Below are 15,784 nucleotides of genomic sequence, written 5' to 3' on the forward strand. Positions count from 1 at the left end.
CGACCGGCATGTCGGCCATGCCGGCATCGCGGATGAGACCGGCGATTTCCTCGGCATATTTTTTCATCAGCCCGAAGGAGGGCGGAATGGTGCCGCGCATGCCGACGACGCCCGCGCGGCAATGGTCCGGCACCAGCCAGTCGGAGAATTTGCGGTGATGCACGGCGGCGGAACCGAAATCCCAGATATAGGGCGCGTCGTCACCTGTCAGCAGGCAAAAACGGCACATCTTGTCGCGTTCCCACTCGCCGATCTTGGTGGCCGAGACGTAGCGGATATTGTTGACGTCGAAGAGCAGGAGCGAGCCGGCATCGCTGTTCTTCAGCGCCTGTCGGGTGCGTGACAACCGGTAGCGGCGCAACCGGTCGTGATCGACGCGCCGTTCGAAGTCGACGGACGTATGGCCCCAGGCCGGCAGGCGGCCCTCCCAGTTCCAGTTGGGCTGAAGGTCCTGCGGGGTGAGCACATTGGGTGTCAGTGCGCGGTTCATGAAATCCTCCCTCAGGCGGCGCGATCGCCTGCCTGCTCGGTTGAAAGTGTTGTCTGCAAATCGGGCGTCGCGGCGCTACTGGATCACCCAGCCGCCATCGATATGGATCATCTGGCCGGTCATGTAGTCGCTGTCGTGGCTGGCGAGGAACGCGGCCGTACCCTTCACGTCGTCGGGATAGGAGACCTTTTTCAGCGCCAGAGCATTCTCCGCGAGGTCTTCAAAAGCCTGGCCTTCCTTCTGCTTGAAGCCCATCTCGACCAGGTCCTTGTCAAGCTGCGCCCAGAGCGGCGTCTTGACCACGCCCGGCGCATAGCCGTTGACGGTGATATTGTGCTCGGCAAGCGTGACCGCGCCGCAATGGGTAAGCGCCAGGCAGCCATATTTCGAGGTGCAATAGACCGTCACATCGTAAAGCGGTTTGCGCGATGCGACCGAGCCGACATTGATCAGCTTGTAGACATGCTCCTGCTTGCCCTGCTTGATCATCTGCCGGGCAACGGCCTGCATGCCGAGCCACATGCCCTTGGTGTTCACATTCATGATGAAGTCCCAATTGTCCTCATCGATGTCCATGAAGAATTTCGGCTTGTTGACCCCGGCATTGAACAGGCCGACATTGATCATGCCGAACGCCTCGACGGTGGCTTGAACCGCGGCATCATTGTCATCGCGGCTCGTCACATCCATCTTCACCGCGATCGCCCGGCCGTTGCCGGCGGCGTTGATCTTGTCGGCCAGCGCCTTGCCCAGTTCCAGGTCAAGGTCGCCGATGCAGACATTGGCGCCCTGCTCGGCGAAATGCTCGGCATTGGTCGCGCCCATGCCCTGGGCGCCGCCGGTGATCAGGATGTTTTTGCCTTTGAGGCGGTTGGGGTCCATGGTCTCTCCTCCCGTGTTGACCGGCCCTTTGACTTTGCAAAGAGCCTATGTGACGCGTTTTCGCATGGCCTCGTCCGCGCGCGTCTGAGCGCGCGAAAGGGCCTGTTTCGGACTGACGATGCCGCGCAGCATGTCGTGCAGCTCATGGCCGCAGATCTGGATAATGTCGGAGATTTCCGGCACTGGCGGGCGCGGCCAGAACTGCAGTTCGTCGCGCCAGGACATCTGGTCGACGCTCTCGAAGATCGGCGACAGGCGGCGCACTTCCGGATCGGAACCGACGGAATAGCGCGGCGCGGTGCGGCTGCCATTCTGGATGAAAAGCTTTTGCGCTTCCGGCGAGGTGAAGGCGACGAGCGCCTCGACCGCCTCGTCCACCCGCTCCTGCGGCAGGTTGGCGGGAACGCCGAAGACATAACCGCCGACCGGCGCGATCGGCGTGCCGCCCGGCCCGTGCGGATGCGGCAGATAGCCGGTATTGCCGAAGGCGGGCGATTGCGGATCGAGCTCGAAATAGGGTGCCAGAAGCGTGTAGCCGTAGGCCATTGCGACCTTGCCTTCGGCGTAAGGCCGGACGCGCTCATACCAGGACATGGACAGGATATCGGGCGGCGAGAATTCCATCAGCGCCAGCAGATATTCCGCCGCTTCGAGCGCCTTCGGCGTGTCGATGGTCGGGTGAAGATCGTCGCGCTCCAGATGATCGGCATCGAAACCGCCGGCGATCTCTTTCAGGTTGATGATCGGCTGGCCGAAATCGGCGCAGGCCATCATGAATGTGTGGCCGAGCGCCGTGCCGCGCGCCGCGTTCCAGGCAATGCCGTAGACGCCCATGCGCGGGTCATGCAGGCGGGCCGCGGCCTCCAGCACAGCCTCCGTCGTTTCCGGCGGCTCAAGGGCGGCTTCCGCGAACAGGTCGCGGCGATAGAAGAACAGTTCCGGCGTTGTCTGGCTCGGCACGCCATAGGCCACGCCGTCCCAGTGGGCGGCCCGCCACCCGGCGGTGTGAAAATCACCGGGGTCGAGCCTGTCGAGATCCATGATGGAGGACAGCGGGCGCAGGACGCCTTTCTTCACGAACTCCCCAAGCCAGGGCAGGTCGACGGCGATCAGATCGTAGCGGCTGACGGCGCGTTCGGCATTGCGCAGCGCCTCGCCGCGCAGGCGGTCGATCGAGAAGGCGCGTTGGTGAATGTTGCAGCCGACCAGATGCTCGAACTGACGCTTCAGATTGCTCATCACCATGAAGGTCGGGTCGCCATGGACGAGGATGCGCAGGCCGCCCGAGAGCTTCATCGGCGTCGGCAGCGCCTGCGGCGGACCGATCAGCATCTTGCCCGGCTGGTAGGAGCCGCCGAAATAATAGTCCGAGTTTTCCTGGGTAAAGCCGTCGGCGCCGAAACGCACGGCCGCCAGACGGTGGATGCGGCGGGCCAGCTGGCACCAGTTGTCCAGCATCTCCGGGCTTGGATGCAGGGAAACGCTTTTACCGGTTTTGGAGCGGGGACGTTGCTCCACCGCGCCTGATTCCAGCAGTTCGGTCAGCTTGCGCGTCGCCGTCGCATAGGGCACTCCGGAGGCCGCGATGATCGATGACGGGATCACCATACGCCCTTCCAGGTGCCGGCGCAGAAGATGCAGGCTCATGTTGAGATAGGGGTTCGGCGCATTCGGCGTGGTGGCGTCATCGACCTCGACCAGCACATCTTCCATGAACCGCACGACGGCCTCCAGCTCGGCGGAAACGGAAGGTTTTGCCTCCGCACCGCCGGCCACGGCAGCGCCATATCCATTTTGAATATTTTGTGCGATATCCTGATTCATCTGTCCCGGCAAACCGTGCTCCGGCCTGCGCCTCGTTGGCGATGCCATTTTCTCTCCTCCCTATTTGTCCAAAACAGCGATCCCGAAATATCGCTTAAAAATCCAATACGGATAATTATAAATTCATTTTGGATATTTTAGGCAGGTCCATTGCAGCCGAATTAGTGGTGTATGAGAGCCATTGCCCGGGAGAGGCCCGACCGGTTGCCGGAGGGCTGAGGCAATACATCCAGTTTATCGTTTGGGAGGAACGAACTATGAGATTTTCAGCCAGGCTCACCTTGGCCGCCACGACCGCGATTGCAGGGCTCGCCCTTGCCGGCGCGGCATCCGCCGAGAGCTACAAGATCGGCATCACCCAGAACAATGTCGGCGTCGACAGCTATCAGACAACCTATGAGCAGGCCTTCATCAACGCAGCCGGCGCCAACCCCGACGTCGAGACCGTCGTCCTCGACGCAGGCGGCGACGTCGCCCGCCAGATCGCCCAGGTGGAAGACCTGATCCAGCAGAAGGTCGACGCCATCATCATCTGGCCGACCAATGGCGAGGCCGTCATTCCGGCCGTGCGCAAGGCCCACAAGGCTGGTATTCCCGTGATCGTCACCAATTCCAACATCGCAGAGCCCGGCTTCGATTTCGTCGCCTCCTTCTCCGGTCCGGACAATATCACGCAGGGCGCGCGCTCGGCCGAGATCATGTGCGACAAGTTCAAGGACATGGGCATCGCCGACGAGGCGAAGATCGTGCAGATCTCGGGACAACCGGGCTACACGACCGCGATCGAGCGTGCCAAGGGCTTTGAGGACCGCCTTCCGGAGGTCTGCCCGAATGTCGATCTGGTCGAGACCCAGCCGGGCGATTGGAACCGGGAAAAGTCGCAGAAGGTGATGGAAGCCTTCCTCGTAAAATATGACGATATCGACGGGGTTTACGCCGGCGACGACAATATGGGCGTCGGCGCGCTCAACGCCGCCAAGGCCGCCGGCCGCGACGGCATCATCTTCGTCGGCGCAACCAACTTCTCCGTCGGCTACGAAGCCATGCAAAACGGCGATTACTGGGGCTCGATCTACCAGTCGCCGGTCGATGACGCCGAGGCCGCGCTTCAGACCGCAATCGACGTGCTCGACGGCAAGGACGTGCCGTTCCTCAACTATTTCGACACGCCGAAGATCACCCAGGACAATATGGACCAGTTCACCAAGCCGGTGTTTTGATCTCCTTCGTCTTGCGGAGCGGGGCCAGGCGCAAGCCTGCGCCCCGCCCTATTCCTGAAATCACAATTTAAATGACGGGAGAGGCTCAGTGGGTCGTGTCTCTGGACGTTCCTGCATCGTGACGGGAGCGGCGCGCGGTATCGGCCGCGCGATCGGCGAAGCGCTGCTGGACGAAGGCGCCGATGTCTGTTTCGCCGACATCAATGCCGAGAAGATCGCCGCGGTGGCAGAAGACAATCGCGAGCGGGCGCAGCGAAACGGCGGGCGGGTCACCCATGCCGTGGTCGACGTGACGAAACGCGACCAGGTGCGCGCCATGATCGCCCACGCGGTCTCGGTCTTCGGCAAGCTCGACGTCAAGTTCAACAATGCCGGCGTCAACCGGCCGATGAATTTTCTCGACGTGACCGAGGAGAACTGGAACTTCATCATGTCCGTCAACGGTCTCGGCTGCCTGATCGGCATGCAGGAGGCGGCACGGCAGATGATCAGCCAGAAGACCGGCGGCAAGATCATCAACACGACCTCGATCGCCGGCAGGCAGGGCTTCGACAATGTCGCGCCCTACTGCGCCTCGAAGGCGGGCGTGATATCGCTGATCCAGTCCGGCGCGCGCGATCTCGCCAGGTACAACATCACCGTGACCGGCTTTGCGCCCGGCGTGGTGGCGACGGAAATGTGGGAACAGGTCGACCGCGACCTGATGGAGATCGGCGCGGCGGAGAAGCCCGGCCAGGCCATGGCCGCGTTCTCGGCCGACATTCTGCGCGGCAAGGTGGCCCGGCCGGACGACATTACCGGCACGACCACCTTCCTCGCCTCGCCCGACAGCGATTACATGACCGGGCAAGTGGTGATGATCGACGGCGGCATGACGCTCGTTTGAAGCGCGCATGCGAAGACAAGGGCGGATAGCGCCCGCAATGGCCTGATAACGGAAGCTTTGGGAGGAGCTTGTGGCGAATTTTACCCGAAAAGATGTGGGCGCATTGCTGGCCCGCCAGGGAATCCTGATCGCCTTCGTGGTGTTCATGATCGGCTTTGCCCTGATCAACCAGCGCTTTGTCGCGCCGGACAATATTCTGGGCGTGATCCGCTCCTCGGCCATTCTGGGCGTCATCGCGCTCGGCGTCACCTTCGTCGTCATCGGCGGCAATCTCGACTTGTCCGTCGGCTCGATGATGTCCTTTTCCACCATCGTCGTCCTCGACCTGCATGACAGGCTTGGCCCGGTGCTGGGCATTCCGGCCATGTATGCGATGACGCTGGCGCTCGGCGCCTTCAACGGCTTCCTGATCGGTTACCTCCGGCTCAACTCGCTGATCGTCACGCTGGGCATGCTGTCGGCAATCTACGGCCTGACGCTGACCTATTCCGGCGGCAAGAACATGGACATCGCCGACAAGGAAGGCACCTGGTTCTCCGTGTTCGGCCAGGGCGACATCCTTGGTATCCCCTCCCCGATCGTCATTTTCGCGGGTCTGGCCATCGTGCTTGCCCTGCTGCTTGCCAAGACGCCGTTTGGCCGCAAGGTCTATGCCGTCGGCGGCAATGGTGTCGCGGCAACCTTTTCCGGCATTCCGCGCGCCCGCATCGTGTTCTTCACCTACCTGATCTCCTCCTTCTGCGTGGCGACCGCCGGCCTTATCCAGGCCAGTCGCTCGCTCGGCAGCCAGAACACGGTCGGCCAGGGCATGGAGCTCGAGGTTCTGGCCGCCGTCATCCTCGGCGGCGCGTCGCTACTCGGCGGGTCCGGCACCGTGTTCAAGACCGTCATCGGCGTGCTGATCCTCGGCTTTATCCAGAACGGACTTCTGCTCGCCGGCCTCCAGTTCTACGTCCAGTATGTCGTCACCTGGGTGATCATCATTCTTGCGGTCTGGCTCGACATTGCCGCCAAGCGCGGCCGTCTCTGGTCGCCGATCGCGTGAGGAGATGACCATGACCAGACAGAATTACACGAAATACGTCAAGCAGGGCGCGATCTGGGGCTTCATCCTCGTCGAGCTGATCTTCTTCTCCGTTGCCGGCCATTTCCTGTCGCTGTCGGACACCGCCTTCATGGGCTTCGACAACATGCTGCTGCTTTTGAAGCAGTCGGTCCCGATCGGCATCATCGCGATCGGCATGACGGTGATCATGATCAACGGCAATATCGACCTTTCCGTCGGCGCGACCTTCGCGCTGGCCGGGATCGTGATGCTGGATTCCATGACATGGCCAATCTTTGCCGGGCTCGGCGACTGGGTGATCCCGGTCTCCTGGGCGCTGGCGCTTCTGACCGGCGCAATCCTCGGCGGGCTCAACGGCCTCATCGTGTGGAAAACCGGCGTCGACGCCTTCATCGTCACGCTCGGCGCCATGCTCGGCTATCGCGGCCTCGTGTTCATGTATAACGGCGAGAACCCGACTTCGCATCTGAACTGGACACTGGTTGATTTCGCAGAAGCGCAGTTCCTCGGCATCCATACGGCAAGCTGGTTCTTCCTCGCCGTCACCGCCATCATCTGGCTGGTGATGACGAAAACCGTGCATGGCCGCAATGCCTATGCGATCGGCGACAATCGCGAGGCGGCGATCAATGCCGGCATTCGCGTCGGTCCGCATTTCCTGCGCAACTTCATCCTGATCGGCTTTCTCGCGGCCCTCAGCGCCGTGGTGTTTTACTCAGAAAGCGGGTCGGTCAACCCCAATGACGGCGAGCTTTATGAATTGTGGGCGATCACGGCTGTGGTTCTCGGCGGCACAAAGCTTGCCGGCGGTTCGGGTTCGATCCTCTCCACCTTCGGCGGCGTCATCGCCATCCAGCTTCTGCGCAAGGGCCTCGGCTATATCGGCGCGGATACCGAAACCGTCAATCTCGTGATCGGCCTCATTCTCATTGCCGTTCTGTTTCTGGACCGTCAGTTGAACCGCAAAGGCAGAGGGGAGCTCAGGATATGAGTGACATCAAACCGGCCCTCAGACTCGACAAGATCGTCAAGACCTTTCCCGGCGTGCGCGCGCTCGACGGCGTCTCCCTCGACATCCGCCCCGGCGAGGTCCACGCGCTCGTCGGCGAGAACGGCGCGGGCAAATCGACGCTGATGAAGGTACTGGGCGGCATTCACCAGCCGGACGGCGGTCGCATCCTGATCGACGAGCAGCCGGTGGTGATGACCTCGCCGCTGCAGGCGAAATCGAAGGGCGTCGTCTTCATCCACCAGGAACTGAGCCTCGCAACCGAGTTGACGGTGGCAGAAAACATCTTCCTCGGCGAATTGCCGCTGAAGCGCTTTGGCCTTGTCGACTGGAAGCGATTGCATGACGACACGCAATCCATTCTCGACAAGCTGAGAACCGGTTTCACGCCGGAAACGCGGGTTGGCGAACTCTCCATTGCCAACCAGCAGATGGTGGAAATCGCGCGCGCCCTGACCGTCGAGGCCAAGGCGGTGATCTTCGATGAGCCGACCGCCTCGCTGACGGACGCGGAAAAGGTGGTGCTGTTCGATGTCATTGCCGACCTCAAGACCCAGGGCGTTGGCATTATCTATATTTCGCACCGCATGGAGGAGATCTTCAACATCACCGACCGCATTACCGTCCTGCGCGACGGCGAGTGCCGGGGCACGCTGGTGACGGCGGAAACGAACGAGGACGAGATCACCCAGTTGATGATCGGCCGCTCGCTCGACCTCACCCGCAACCACGAACATGTGCAGCTGGGCGAGGTCGCGCTCGCTGTCGAGAACCTGTCCTGTAACGGGCTCTTCCGGGATATCAGCTTCGATGTCCGAAGGGGCGAGGTGGTCGGCTTTTATGGCCTCGTCGGCGCGGGTCGCACGGAGATCGCCGAAACCCTCTTTGGCCTTCGCGAACCGAGCGGCGGTCGCATTCTGCTGCAGGGCAAGCCGGTAAAGCTGCATTCGCCGATCGACGCAATCAGGAACGGCATCTCGCTGGTGCCGGAAGACCGCAAGGGCCAGGGACTGGTGCTCGGCATGAACTGCCGCGACAACATGACATTGCCGCAGGTCGGAGACCTCACCGCCGGGCCGTTTGTCTCCGATGGCGCGGAAATCGCCATTTTCGACCAGTATCGCGACAAGCTCGACATCCGCACGCCGGGCTGGCGGCAACTGGCGGGTAATCTCTCCGGCGGCAACCAGCAGAAGATCGTCATCGGCAAATGGCTCTCCATGCATCCCGATATTCTCATCGTCGACGAGCCGACGCGCGGCATCGACGTCGGCTCGAAGTCCGAGATCCACAATCTGATCCGCGCGCTCGCCCGCCAGGGCTATGCGGTGATCGTGATCAGTTCGGAAATGCCGGAGGTGTTGCATGTCTCCGACCGGATCATCGCCATGTACAGCGGCCGGATCACGGAGATATTCACCGCCGAGGAGGTTTCCGAAGACAAGCTGATCCAGGCGATCTCCGGCCTTGACCTCGAGAGGGCGGGCTGATGCGGATCGGATTTGCAGGGCTTGGCCGCATGGGCCAGGCCATGGCGCGCAATCTGGTGCGCGCCGGACATGATGTTATCGTCTGGAACCGCTCCGCCGACAAGGCGACAGGCTTTGCGACGGAGACCGGCGCGCGCGCGGCTGAAACCCCGCGGGAACTGGCGGATGATGCCGACATCATCATCGCCATGCTGGCGGATGATGCCGCCTCCGAAACGGTGCATTTTGGCGAGGACGGGCTTTTTGCCGGCAGCCGGGCGCGCTGGTTCATCGAAACGGGAACGCTGAGCCCTGACCATATCGCCCGCCTGGCCGAGACGGCCCCTCCGGGCGCGACGGTGATCGATGCACCCGTCTCCGGCGCGACAAAGGCAGCCGAAGAGGCGACCTTGCTGATCATGGCCGGGTGCGATGCGGAAACCGGCTCGCCGCTTCTTCCCGTGTTCGATGCGCTCGGCAAAAGGACCATTTTCCTCGGAGAAAGCGGCCGCGGCGCAGTGATGAAGCTTGCGGTCAATTCCCTGATCCACGGCATCAACCAGACGCTCGCCGAAGCCATGACGCTTGCGGAGGCTGCGGGCATCGCCCCGGAAGCGGCCTTCGACGTGATCGAGGCCTCCGCAGCGGCGGCTCCGATGCTGACATACCGCCGCCCGCTCTATCTCGATGAAGCCGCCCATGACGTGACGTTTACGGTTGCGCTTGCCCGCAAGGACATGGAAGTCACGGCGGCGCTTGCGGACCAATTGGGCACTGCCATGCCGCAAGGTCTCAAGACGCTCGAGACGCTGAAAGCGGCCGAAAGCGCCGGCTATGGCGCCCGCGACATGGCCTCGATCCTCAATTTCATGCGAAAGGAAAAGACATGAAGGCCGTCCTGTTTGTCGGTGGCTGGGAAGGCCACGCGCCGACCGAATTTTCCGACTGGTACGCCGACCTTTTGAAGGACAACGGCTTCAGCGTCGATGTCTATGACACGATGGAGCCACTGGAACGCCCTGCTGATCTCGCAGGCGTCGACCTCATCACCCCAATCTGGTCATCGGCGCGTTCCGGCCACCGCGAGGAATTCGGCACGATGACCAAGCCGCAGGAAGACGGCCTGCTGAAGCTGGTCGGCGAGGGCTGCGGCATTGCCGGCTGGCACGGCCATATGGGCGACGCCTTCCGCGATCGTCCGACCTATCACTTCCTCATCGGCGGCCAGTTCGTCGCCCACCCGCCCGGCTGGCCCGACAACCTTCAGCCACGCGAAGACTATATCGATTACGACGTCACCATCTGCCGTCCGTCCGACCCGATCGTTGAGGGCATCAGGAGCTTCCGGCTGCGCTCCGAGCAATATTACATGCTGACCGACCCTTCGAACGAGGTCCTGGCAACCACGACCTTTTCCGGCGACCATCTCTGGTGGATCGAGGGCACGGTCATCCCCGTTGTGTGGAAGCGCCGCTGGGACGAGGGCCGCGTGTTCTACTGCTCGATCGGCCATGAACTCGCCGACCTGCAGGTGCCGCAGGTGACCGAGATCATCCGTCGCGGGGCGCTTTGGGCGGCGCGCGGCGGGGCCTGAGCGTCCAGCCTAAACCGTCACGAGATGGCTGACGATTGGCTTCCCCGGCTCGACGATGTGAAGCGCGTATTGCGCCGGATCGCCGGAAAAGCGGTAGGGCTGACCTTCGCGCAGGTCCAGCGCCAACTGGTGGGACGCCGACGGCGCAATGAAGACCGGCACGCCTTCGAGGCTGCCGGTGATCGGCCGGTGCATGTGACCGCAGAAAATCCCCTTGATCTCGCCATGGCCGGCAACGAGCTCCGCGAAACGCGGACGCCCTTCGCCGAGCGCAATCGCATCCATATTCCCCTGGCCCGTCGCGATCGGCGGGTGATGCATGAAGATCAGAACCTCCTCGCCGCTGTTCCGGCTCAGCGCGTCTTCCAGCCATTCGAGCCGCGCGGTGCAAAGCGCGCCCTGCGGCGCGCCGTCCACCAGCGTATCAAGGCCCAGAATGGTGACGGAGCGGGAGGCGTCCTCGACGCAGAGATGCCCCGAGCCAGTCTCTTCCACCATGCCTTCGAGCCCCTTCAGCATCGGCGCGCGGGCATCGTGGTTGCCCGGAACCGCCAGCACCGGAATGCCGAGTGACCGGAGCGCCCGGCCGATATGAAGGCATTCCGCCTCTCCCGCGTCTTCGCAAAGATCGCCCGAAAACAGGATAAGGTCGGGCTTCACCGGCTGATCGGCAAGGCTTTGCATCAAGCGGTCGAACGCGGCTTCCGTGTCGAACCGCCCGGCAAGCTTGCGCCCGCCGAGAACAAGATGCGTGTCGGTGATCTGCGCTATCAGCATCGTGGATGTCCTTCGCGAGAGGCAGTCCCGTCTATGCTACCCCTCTATTATTTCAGCCGTTTGATCAGGCTCGATGTATCCCAGCGGCCGCCGCCATCCTTCTGGATATCGGCATAGAACTGGTCGACCAGGGCCGTGACCGGCAGCGATGCGCCGTTGCGTCGGGCCTCGGTCAGGCAGATATCGAGGTCCTTTCGCATCAGGTCGACGGCGAAGCCGAAATCGAACTTGCCCTCGTTCATCGTTGCGCCGCGATTTTCCATCTGCCAGGAGCCGGCCGCGCCCTTGGTGATGATGTCGAGCACGATGCCGACATCGATCCCGGCCTTCTGGGCAAAGTGAATGCCTTCGGACAGCGCCTGCACCAGACCGCCGATGCAGATCTGGTTGACCATCTTGGCAAGCTGCCCGCTGCCGGCCTCGCCGACGCGCCTGACCGAACGGCCATAGCTTTCCATGACCGGACGCGCCCGCTCGAAATCGACCTCGTCGCCGCCGCACATGACGGTCAGCACGCCGTTGACGGCGCCGGATTCGCCGCCGGAGACCGGAGCGTCGACAAAGCCGATACCCTTTTTCTTTGCCGCGGCGTAAAGCTCGCGCGCGACTTCCGCGGAAGCTGTGGTGTGATCGACGAAGATCGAGCCTTCCTGCAGGGCCGAGAGCGCGCCGTTCTCGCCGAGAACGACTTCACGAAGATCGTTGTCATTGCCGACGCAGCAGAAAACGATGTCCTTGCCGGTCGCGGCGGCGGCCGGCGTTTCGGCCATGCATCCCTCGTAATCGCCAGTCCATTTTTCCGCCTTTGCCGCCGTGCGGTTATAGACCGTCACCTGATGGCCTTTCCTGACCAGATGGCCAGCCATCGGATAGCCCATCACGCCCAGACCGAGAAATGCAATATTCGCCATTGGAAGCCTGCCCTTCGTCTTTTCAAAATGCTGACGACACCATGGCAATTGACGCGGGTTTGACAAGACCCGCTCTCCCAAAGCGGTTGATCTTTTGCGGTCAAGACCCCGTGTCGTGACCGGCCAAAGCGCCATCAACCGGTCGGCCGAGGCCGCTCCTCGCGCCTGAGCGGCGGATCGCTTTCGCCTTCCACCAGTTCCAGCGGCCAGATCTTGCCTTTCGGCACGTCCTTGTAGTTCTCGGCAAAGGCCGGCAGATTGGCGAGCAGCATTTCTCCAAGCATGCGCCCCAGAGCATCGAGATCAAGCCGGAAACAGGTGAGTCGCGGCAGCAGGAAACGGCCCACCGGACTTTCGCGCTCGGCAATCACGGCGAGGTCGCGACCGGGCGCCAGCCCCGCTTCGCCAAGACGGCGATAAAGGCCGACCGACATCAGTTCGGCAATCAGGAGGATCGCGGTCGGACGGTCCTCGGTTGCCAGCACTTTCCCGGCGACATCATAGCCGCCCTCCTCGCTGGTCTCGGCATGAAAGACGATGTTCTCGTCGAACGGCAGGCCGCAATCCGCAAGCCCTTGCCGGTAGCCTTCGAGGAACAGCGGACCGAGATTGGCATCCACATTCGGCACGGCCACCGCAATGCGCCGGTGGCCCCGGCGACAGAGACGCGCAACAGAACTGCGGGCAATCCCCTCGAAATCAAGGTCGATCCAGGAGGCGTCGCCAAGGCTTTCACTGCGTCCGAGCGTCACGAACGGCATGTTGGCACGCCTCAAAATATCGAAGCGTTCATCGTGCGTGCGGGTCGCCGTCAGGATCACCGCATCAACGATGCGCTGGGCCACCATGCGCTGGAGAAAACTGTCGGGATCCTCGTCGCGCGCGCACAGAAGAAGCACCAGATCGAGCTTGTGTTTCTTCAATGCGGCCTGCAGGCCGTGGATCACGCCGAAAAAGAAGTTGTCGTTGTTCTCGCCCAGGCTGTTGCCTTGCGTCAGGATCAGGCCGACCGTGCTTGTCGTCCCCTTCCTGAGGCTTCGGCCAGACTGGTTGGGCACATAGCCGAGCTCCACCGCCGCCTTCAAAACCCGCTCGCGCGTCTGCGCATTCACGTCCGCCTTGCCGTTCAGCGCGCGCGAGACCGTACCAATCGAAAGTTGCAGGTGGTTCGCGAGCTGACGAATGCCCGTCATGGTCTCTCCAATTTTGAGGTTCGTACCTCTATTGACAGCAGAACCGGTCCGTGTCTATTGTCGTAAACGTTTACGGAGCGTGTTTTAGCGATTTCGGGGCTGTTAAGTCAATGACAGTGAAGCGGCGCCTCGCGACGGGGTCCATGCGGCAACTGTTCCCCTATCGACCTTAAACACAATCCGTCGAGACCGGCCGAGGACGGTCGGAAAACCTATACGGGAGGCTATTTTATGAATCGCGCAAGACTTATGCTGTGTGTTTCCGCGGCTGCCATCAGCCTGGGAACCGCCGTTCCGACGCTCGCGCAGGAACCGGTCACGCTGAACATCTGGACCGTCGACAAGACCGGCCAGCCGACGCCGGACCTCGCCCGCGAGTTTGACGAAAGCGAACCGAACATCGACGTCGTCTACCGCGAGGTCAACTTCGCCGACCTGATGAGCGAGGCGATGCGCGCCTACTCGGTCGGCCGCGCGCCGGACATCTTCGCCGTAGACAACCCCGACACGGCAATGCTGGCCGCCAACGGCGCGCTCCTCGACCTGACGGACATGATCGAACAGTCCGACATCATCAATGTCGACGAGTATTTCGAAGGCCCGATGGCGTCTGCCACCTGGGACGGTCGCATCTACGGCGTTCCGAAGGCGACCAACACGATCGCGCTTTACTACAACAAGGACATGTTCGAGGAAGCCGGCATTGAAGAGCCGCCGAAGACCTGGGACGAACTGGTCGAGGACGCCCGCATCCTGAACGATCCGGAAAACGATGTTTACGGCGTCGCCTTCTCGGCCAAGGCCTCGGAAGAAGGCACGTTCCAGTTCCTGCCCTTCGTGCAGATGGCCGGCGGCAGCTACGACAACATCAATTCCGAGGGCGGCGTCGAGGCGCTGACCTTCTTCAAGACGCTTCTGGACGAGGGCCTCGCCTCGCCGGATACGGTTTCGCGCACGCAGTGGGCATCCACCGCCACCTTCAACGCCGGCAACGCGGCGATGGCGATCTCCGGCCCGTGGGAAATCAACCGCATGGCCGACGAAGCCGAGTTCGACTGGGGCGTCACGCTTCTGCCGACGCCGTCCGAGGGCTCCCCGCGTTCGTCCGCCATGGGCGACTACAACTGGGTGATCTTCTCCTCCACGGAACATCCGGAAGAAGCCTTCAAGGCGCTGGAATTCTTCGCCGAGCAGGACAAGGACCTGTTCGAACGCTTCGGCCAGATCCCGGCGCGCAACGACATCGACATCCCGCCGACAGGCAACGAAGCCAAGGACGAAGCGCTGCAGGTCTTCCTGGAGCAGATGCAGTACTCCCAGCCGCGCGGTCCGCATCCGCAATGGCCGAAAATCTCCAAGGCCATCCAGACGGCCCTGCAGTCCGCGCTCGCCGGCTCTCAGACGCCGCAGCAGGCGCTTGACCGGGCCCAGGCGCAGATCGACAAGATCACCGGAAAGTAATCTGCTTTTCCTGAAATCCGGGATATCCCGCCACGCCCCAAAAAGGGCGTGGACGGGGAAGGCTTGCCTGATATCCCGGTTTTCATCCGTTTAATCGCCCAAGGGAGCTTCAACAATGCGCAAGGCGCTCTCAACGCTTTGGGACGGCCGCGGTTTCGATCTGTTGCTGGTGGGCATTCCGCTCATCTTTCTGATCGCCATTTCCGGTTCGGCTCTGGTCTACAACGTGATCATGAGCTTTCAGGAAGTGGACATTTTCAGTCTCGGCACCTTCTTTCGTCCCTTTGTCGGCCTCGACAACTATATCGCGGTGCTCACCGACCCGCAGGCCTGGCCGATTTTCGGCAATACGCTGATCTTCGTGCTCTGCTCGCTGGGCGGACAATTCATCTTCGGGTTCTTCCTGGCGCTGTTCTTCAACATGCAGTTTCCGGGATCGACCTATCTGCGCGGCCTGTTTCTGGTCTCCTGGGTCATGCCGGGCCTCGTCACCGGCGCGATCTGGAACTGGCTTCTTGCCGGCGATTTCGGCGTGATCAACTTTTTCCTGCAGTCGATCGGCGTCATTGACGATCCGATCTTCTGGCGCTCGTCTCCGGACTTTGCGCTGTGGAGCGTGATCATCACCAACATCTGGTTCGGCACGGCCTTCAACATGATCCTGCTTTCGGTCGGCCTCGCCGCCATTCCGAAGGATCTCTATGAAGCCGCAAGCCTTGACGGCGCCAACGCATTCCGCCGCTTCTACACGATCACGCTGCCGATGATGCGCCCGACGATCGGCGCGCTTCTGTCGCTCGGCCTGATCTTCACCCTCCAGCAGTTCGACCTGTTTGCCGCGATCACCGATGGCGGTCCGAACAATTCCTCGAACGTCGCCCAGTACTGGGCCTGGCAGCTTTCCTTCCGTGAATACGACTTCGCACGCGGCGCGACCGTTTCGGTGCTGATGATCACACTCGTCATCATCGCGGCCGTCTTCTATGTGCGCTCGACCCGCCA

The 15,784-nt window shown here is 62.1% G+C and carries 14 protein-coding genes and 1 pseudogene; 9 read left to right on the forward strand and 6 right to left on the reverse strand.

Annotation, left to right across the window (positions count from 1 at the left end; all coding sequences use genetic code 11):
• From AC5DC2_RS07865 to AC5DC2_RS07875, 3 genes and pseudogenes are all read right to left on the reverse strand, one after another.
• Positions 1-490, reverse strand: a pseudogene (locus AC5DC2_RS07865) (M24 family metallopeptidase); the annotation flags it as partial.
• Positions 491-565: 75 nt separating this feature from the next.
• The gene (locus AC5DC2_RS07870) at positions 566-1,372 is read right to left on the reverse strand and encodes an SDR family NAD(P)-dependent oxidoreductase (protein WP_491698105.1); all 807 of its coding nucleotides are present in this window, start codon (positions 1,370-1,372) and stop codon (positions 566-568) included.
• Between the two features lie 45 nt (positions 1,373-1,417).
• Entirely contained in the window at positions 1,418-3,148 is a 1,731-nt protein-coding gene (locus AC5DC2_RS07875; RefSeq protein ID WP_491698106.1) for an ABC transporter substrate-binding protein, read from the reverse strand.
• 305 nt (positions 3,149-3,453) lie between these two features.
• Here AC5DC2_RS07875 and AC5DC2_RS07880 point away from each other — a divergent pair, with 305 nt between their 5' ends.
• The 7 genes from AC5DC2_RS07880 (at position 3,454) to AC5DC2_RS07910 (ending at position 10,440) form a co-directional block, all read left to right on the forward strand.
• Positions 3,454-4,416 (forward strand): sugar ABC transporter substrate-binding protein, encoded by a 963-nt coding sequence (locus tag AC5DC2_RS07880; RefSeq protein WP_024708442.1) that lies wholly within the window; start codon positions 3,454-3,456, stop codon positions 4,414-4,416.
• An 88-nt stretch (positions 4,417-4,504) separates the two neighbouring features.
• A complete protein-coding gene (locus AC5DC2_RS07885) occupies positions 4,505-5,302 on the forward strand; it encodes an SDR family oxidoreductase (RefSeq protein ID WP_491698107.1) in 798 nt (265 codons plus the stop codon).
• A 70-nt stretch (positions 5,303-5,372) separates the two neighbouring features.
• On the forward strand, positions 5,373-6,347 hold the full coding sequence (locus AC5DC2_RS07890) for an ABC transporter permease (protein WP_024708440.1): 975 nt from the start codon (positions 5,373-5,375) through the stop codon (positions 6,345-6,347).
• Between the two features lie 10 nt (positions 6,348-6,357).
• Positions 6,358-7,359, forward strand: a complete 1,002-nt coding sequence (locus AC5DC2_RS07895) for an ABC transporter permease (RefSeq protein ID WP_024708439.1) — start codon at positions 6,358-6,360, stop codon at positions 7,357-7,359.
• Positions 7,356-8,867, forward strand: coding sequence for a sugar ABC transporter ATP-binding protein (locus AC5DC2_RS07900; protein ID WP_491698108.1), 1,512 nt, complete (start codon positions 7,356-7,358; stop codon positions 8,865-8,867). Before AC5DC2_RS07895 ends, AC5DC2_RS07900 begins: the two co-directional genes overlap by 4 nt.
• Positions 8,867-9,736 carry an NAD(P)-dependent oxidoreductase gene (locus AC5DC2_RS07905; protein WP_491698109.1) on the forward strand — a complete coding sequence of 290 codons (870 nt, stop codon included), beginning with the start codon at positions 8,867-8,869 and terminating at the stop codon, positions 9,734-9,736. Before AC5DC2_RS07900 ends, AC5DC2_RS07905 begins: the two co-directional genes overlap by 1 nt.
• A complete protein-coding gene (locus AC5DC2_RS07910; RefSeq protein ID WP_491698110.1) occupies positions 9,733-10,440 on the forward strand; it encodes a ThuA domain-containing protein in 708 nt (235 codons plus the stop codon). The genes AC5DC2_RS07905 and AC5DC2_RS07910 overlap by 4 nt, the downstream gene beginning before the upstream one ends.
• Before the next feature lie 9 nt (positions 10,441-10,449).
• Here the strand turns inward: AC5DC2_RS07910 and AC5DC2_RS07915 are convergent, their stop codons facing one another.
• The 3 genes from AC5DC2_RS07915 to AC5DC2_RS07925 are packed head-to-tail and all read right to left on the reverse strand — an operon-like array spanning position 10,450 to position 13,321.
• Positions 10,450-11,217 carry a phosphodiesterase gene (locus AC5DC2_RS07915; RefSeq protein ID WP_491698111.1) on the reverse strand — a complete coding sequence of 256 codons (768 nt, stop codon included), beginning with the start codon at positions 11,215-11,217 and terminating at the stop codon, positions 10,450-10,452.
• 47 nt (positions 11,218-11,264) lie between these two features.
• Positions 11,265-12,263 (reverse strand): NAD(P)-dependent oxidoreductase, encoded by a 999-nt coding sequence (locus AC5DC2_RS07920; RefSeq protein WP_491698112.1) that lies wholly within the window; start codon positions 12,261-12,263, stop codon positions 11,265-11,267.
• Positions 12,263-13,321: a LacI family DNA-binding transcriptional regulator gene (locus AC5DC2_RS07925; RefSeq protein WP_491698113.1), complete on the reverse strand. Its 1,059-nt coding sequence runs from the start codon at positions 13,319-13,321 to the stop codon at positions 12,263-12,265. Before AC5DC2_RS07925 ends, AC5DC2_RS07920 begins: the two co-directional genes overlap by 1 nt.
• Before the next feature lie 231 nt (positions 13,322-13,552).
• Here AC5DC2_RS07925 and AC5DC2_RS07930 point away from each other — a divergent pair, with 231 nt between their 5' ends.
• Both AC5DC2_RS07930 and AC5DC2_RS07935 read left to right on the forward strand, forming a co-directional pair.
• Entirely contained in the window at positions 13,553-14,782 is a 1,230-nt protein-coding gene (locus AC5DC2_RS07930; protein WP_491698114.1) for an ABC transporter substrate-binding protein, read from the forward strand.
• A gap of 115 nt (positions 14,783-14,897) precedes the next feature.
• The coding region (locus AC5DC2_RS07935) for a carbohydrate ABC transporter permease (RefSeq protein ID WP_491698115.1) at positions 14,898-15,784 on the forward strand (887 nt) is incomplete at its 3' end.

The sequence above is a fragment of the Martelella sp. genome (assembly GCF_984369615.1).

Excerpts from the sequence above, each read along its gene's own strand:
- AC5DC2_RS07905 (WP_491698109.1), top strand. The coding sequence starts at position 8,867 with ATGCGGATCGGATTTGCAGGGCTTGGCCGCATGGGCCAGGCCATGGCG.
- AC5DC2_RS07870 (WP_491698105.1), bottom strand. The coding sequence starts at position 1,372 with ATGGACCCCAACCGCCTCAAAGGCAAAAACATCCTGATCACCGGCGGC.
- AC5DC2_RS07900 (WP_491698108.1), top strand. The coding sequence starts at position 7,356 with ATGAGTGACATCAAACCGGCCCTCAGACTCGACAAGATCGTCAAGACC.
- AC5DC2_RS07910 (WP_491698110.1), top strand. The coding sequence starts at position 9,733 with ATGAAGGCCGTCCTGTTTGTCGGTGGCTGGGAAGGCCACGCGCCGACC.
- AC5DC2_RS07930 (WP_491698114.1), top strand. The coding sequence starts at position 13,553 with ATGAATCGCGCAAGACTTATGCTGTGTGTTTCCGCGGCTGCCATCAGC.
- AC5DC2_RS07925 (WP_491698113.1), bottom strand. The coding sequence starts at position 13,321 with ATGACGGGCATTCGTCAGCTCGCGAACCACCTGCAACTTTCGATTGGT.
- AC5DC2_RS07920 (WP_491698112.1), bottom strand. The coding sequence starts at position 12,263 with ATGGCGCTTTGGCCGGTCACGACACGGGGTCTTGACCGCAAAAGATCA.
- AC5DC2_RS07895 (WP_024708439.1), top strand. The coding sequence starts at position 6,358 with ATGACCAGACAGAATTACACGAAATACGTCAAGCAGGGCGCGATCTGG.
- AC5DC2_RS07915 (WP_491698111.1), bottom strand. The coding sequence starts at position 11,217 with ATGCTGATAGCGCAGATCACCGACACGCATCTTGTTCTCGGCGGGCGC.
- AC5DC2_RS07880 (WP_024708442.1), top strand. The coding sequence starts at position 3,454 with ATGAGATTTTCAGCCAGGCTCACCTTGGCCGCCACGACCGCGATTGCA.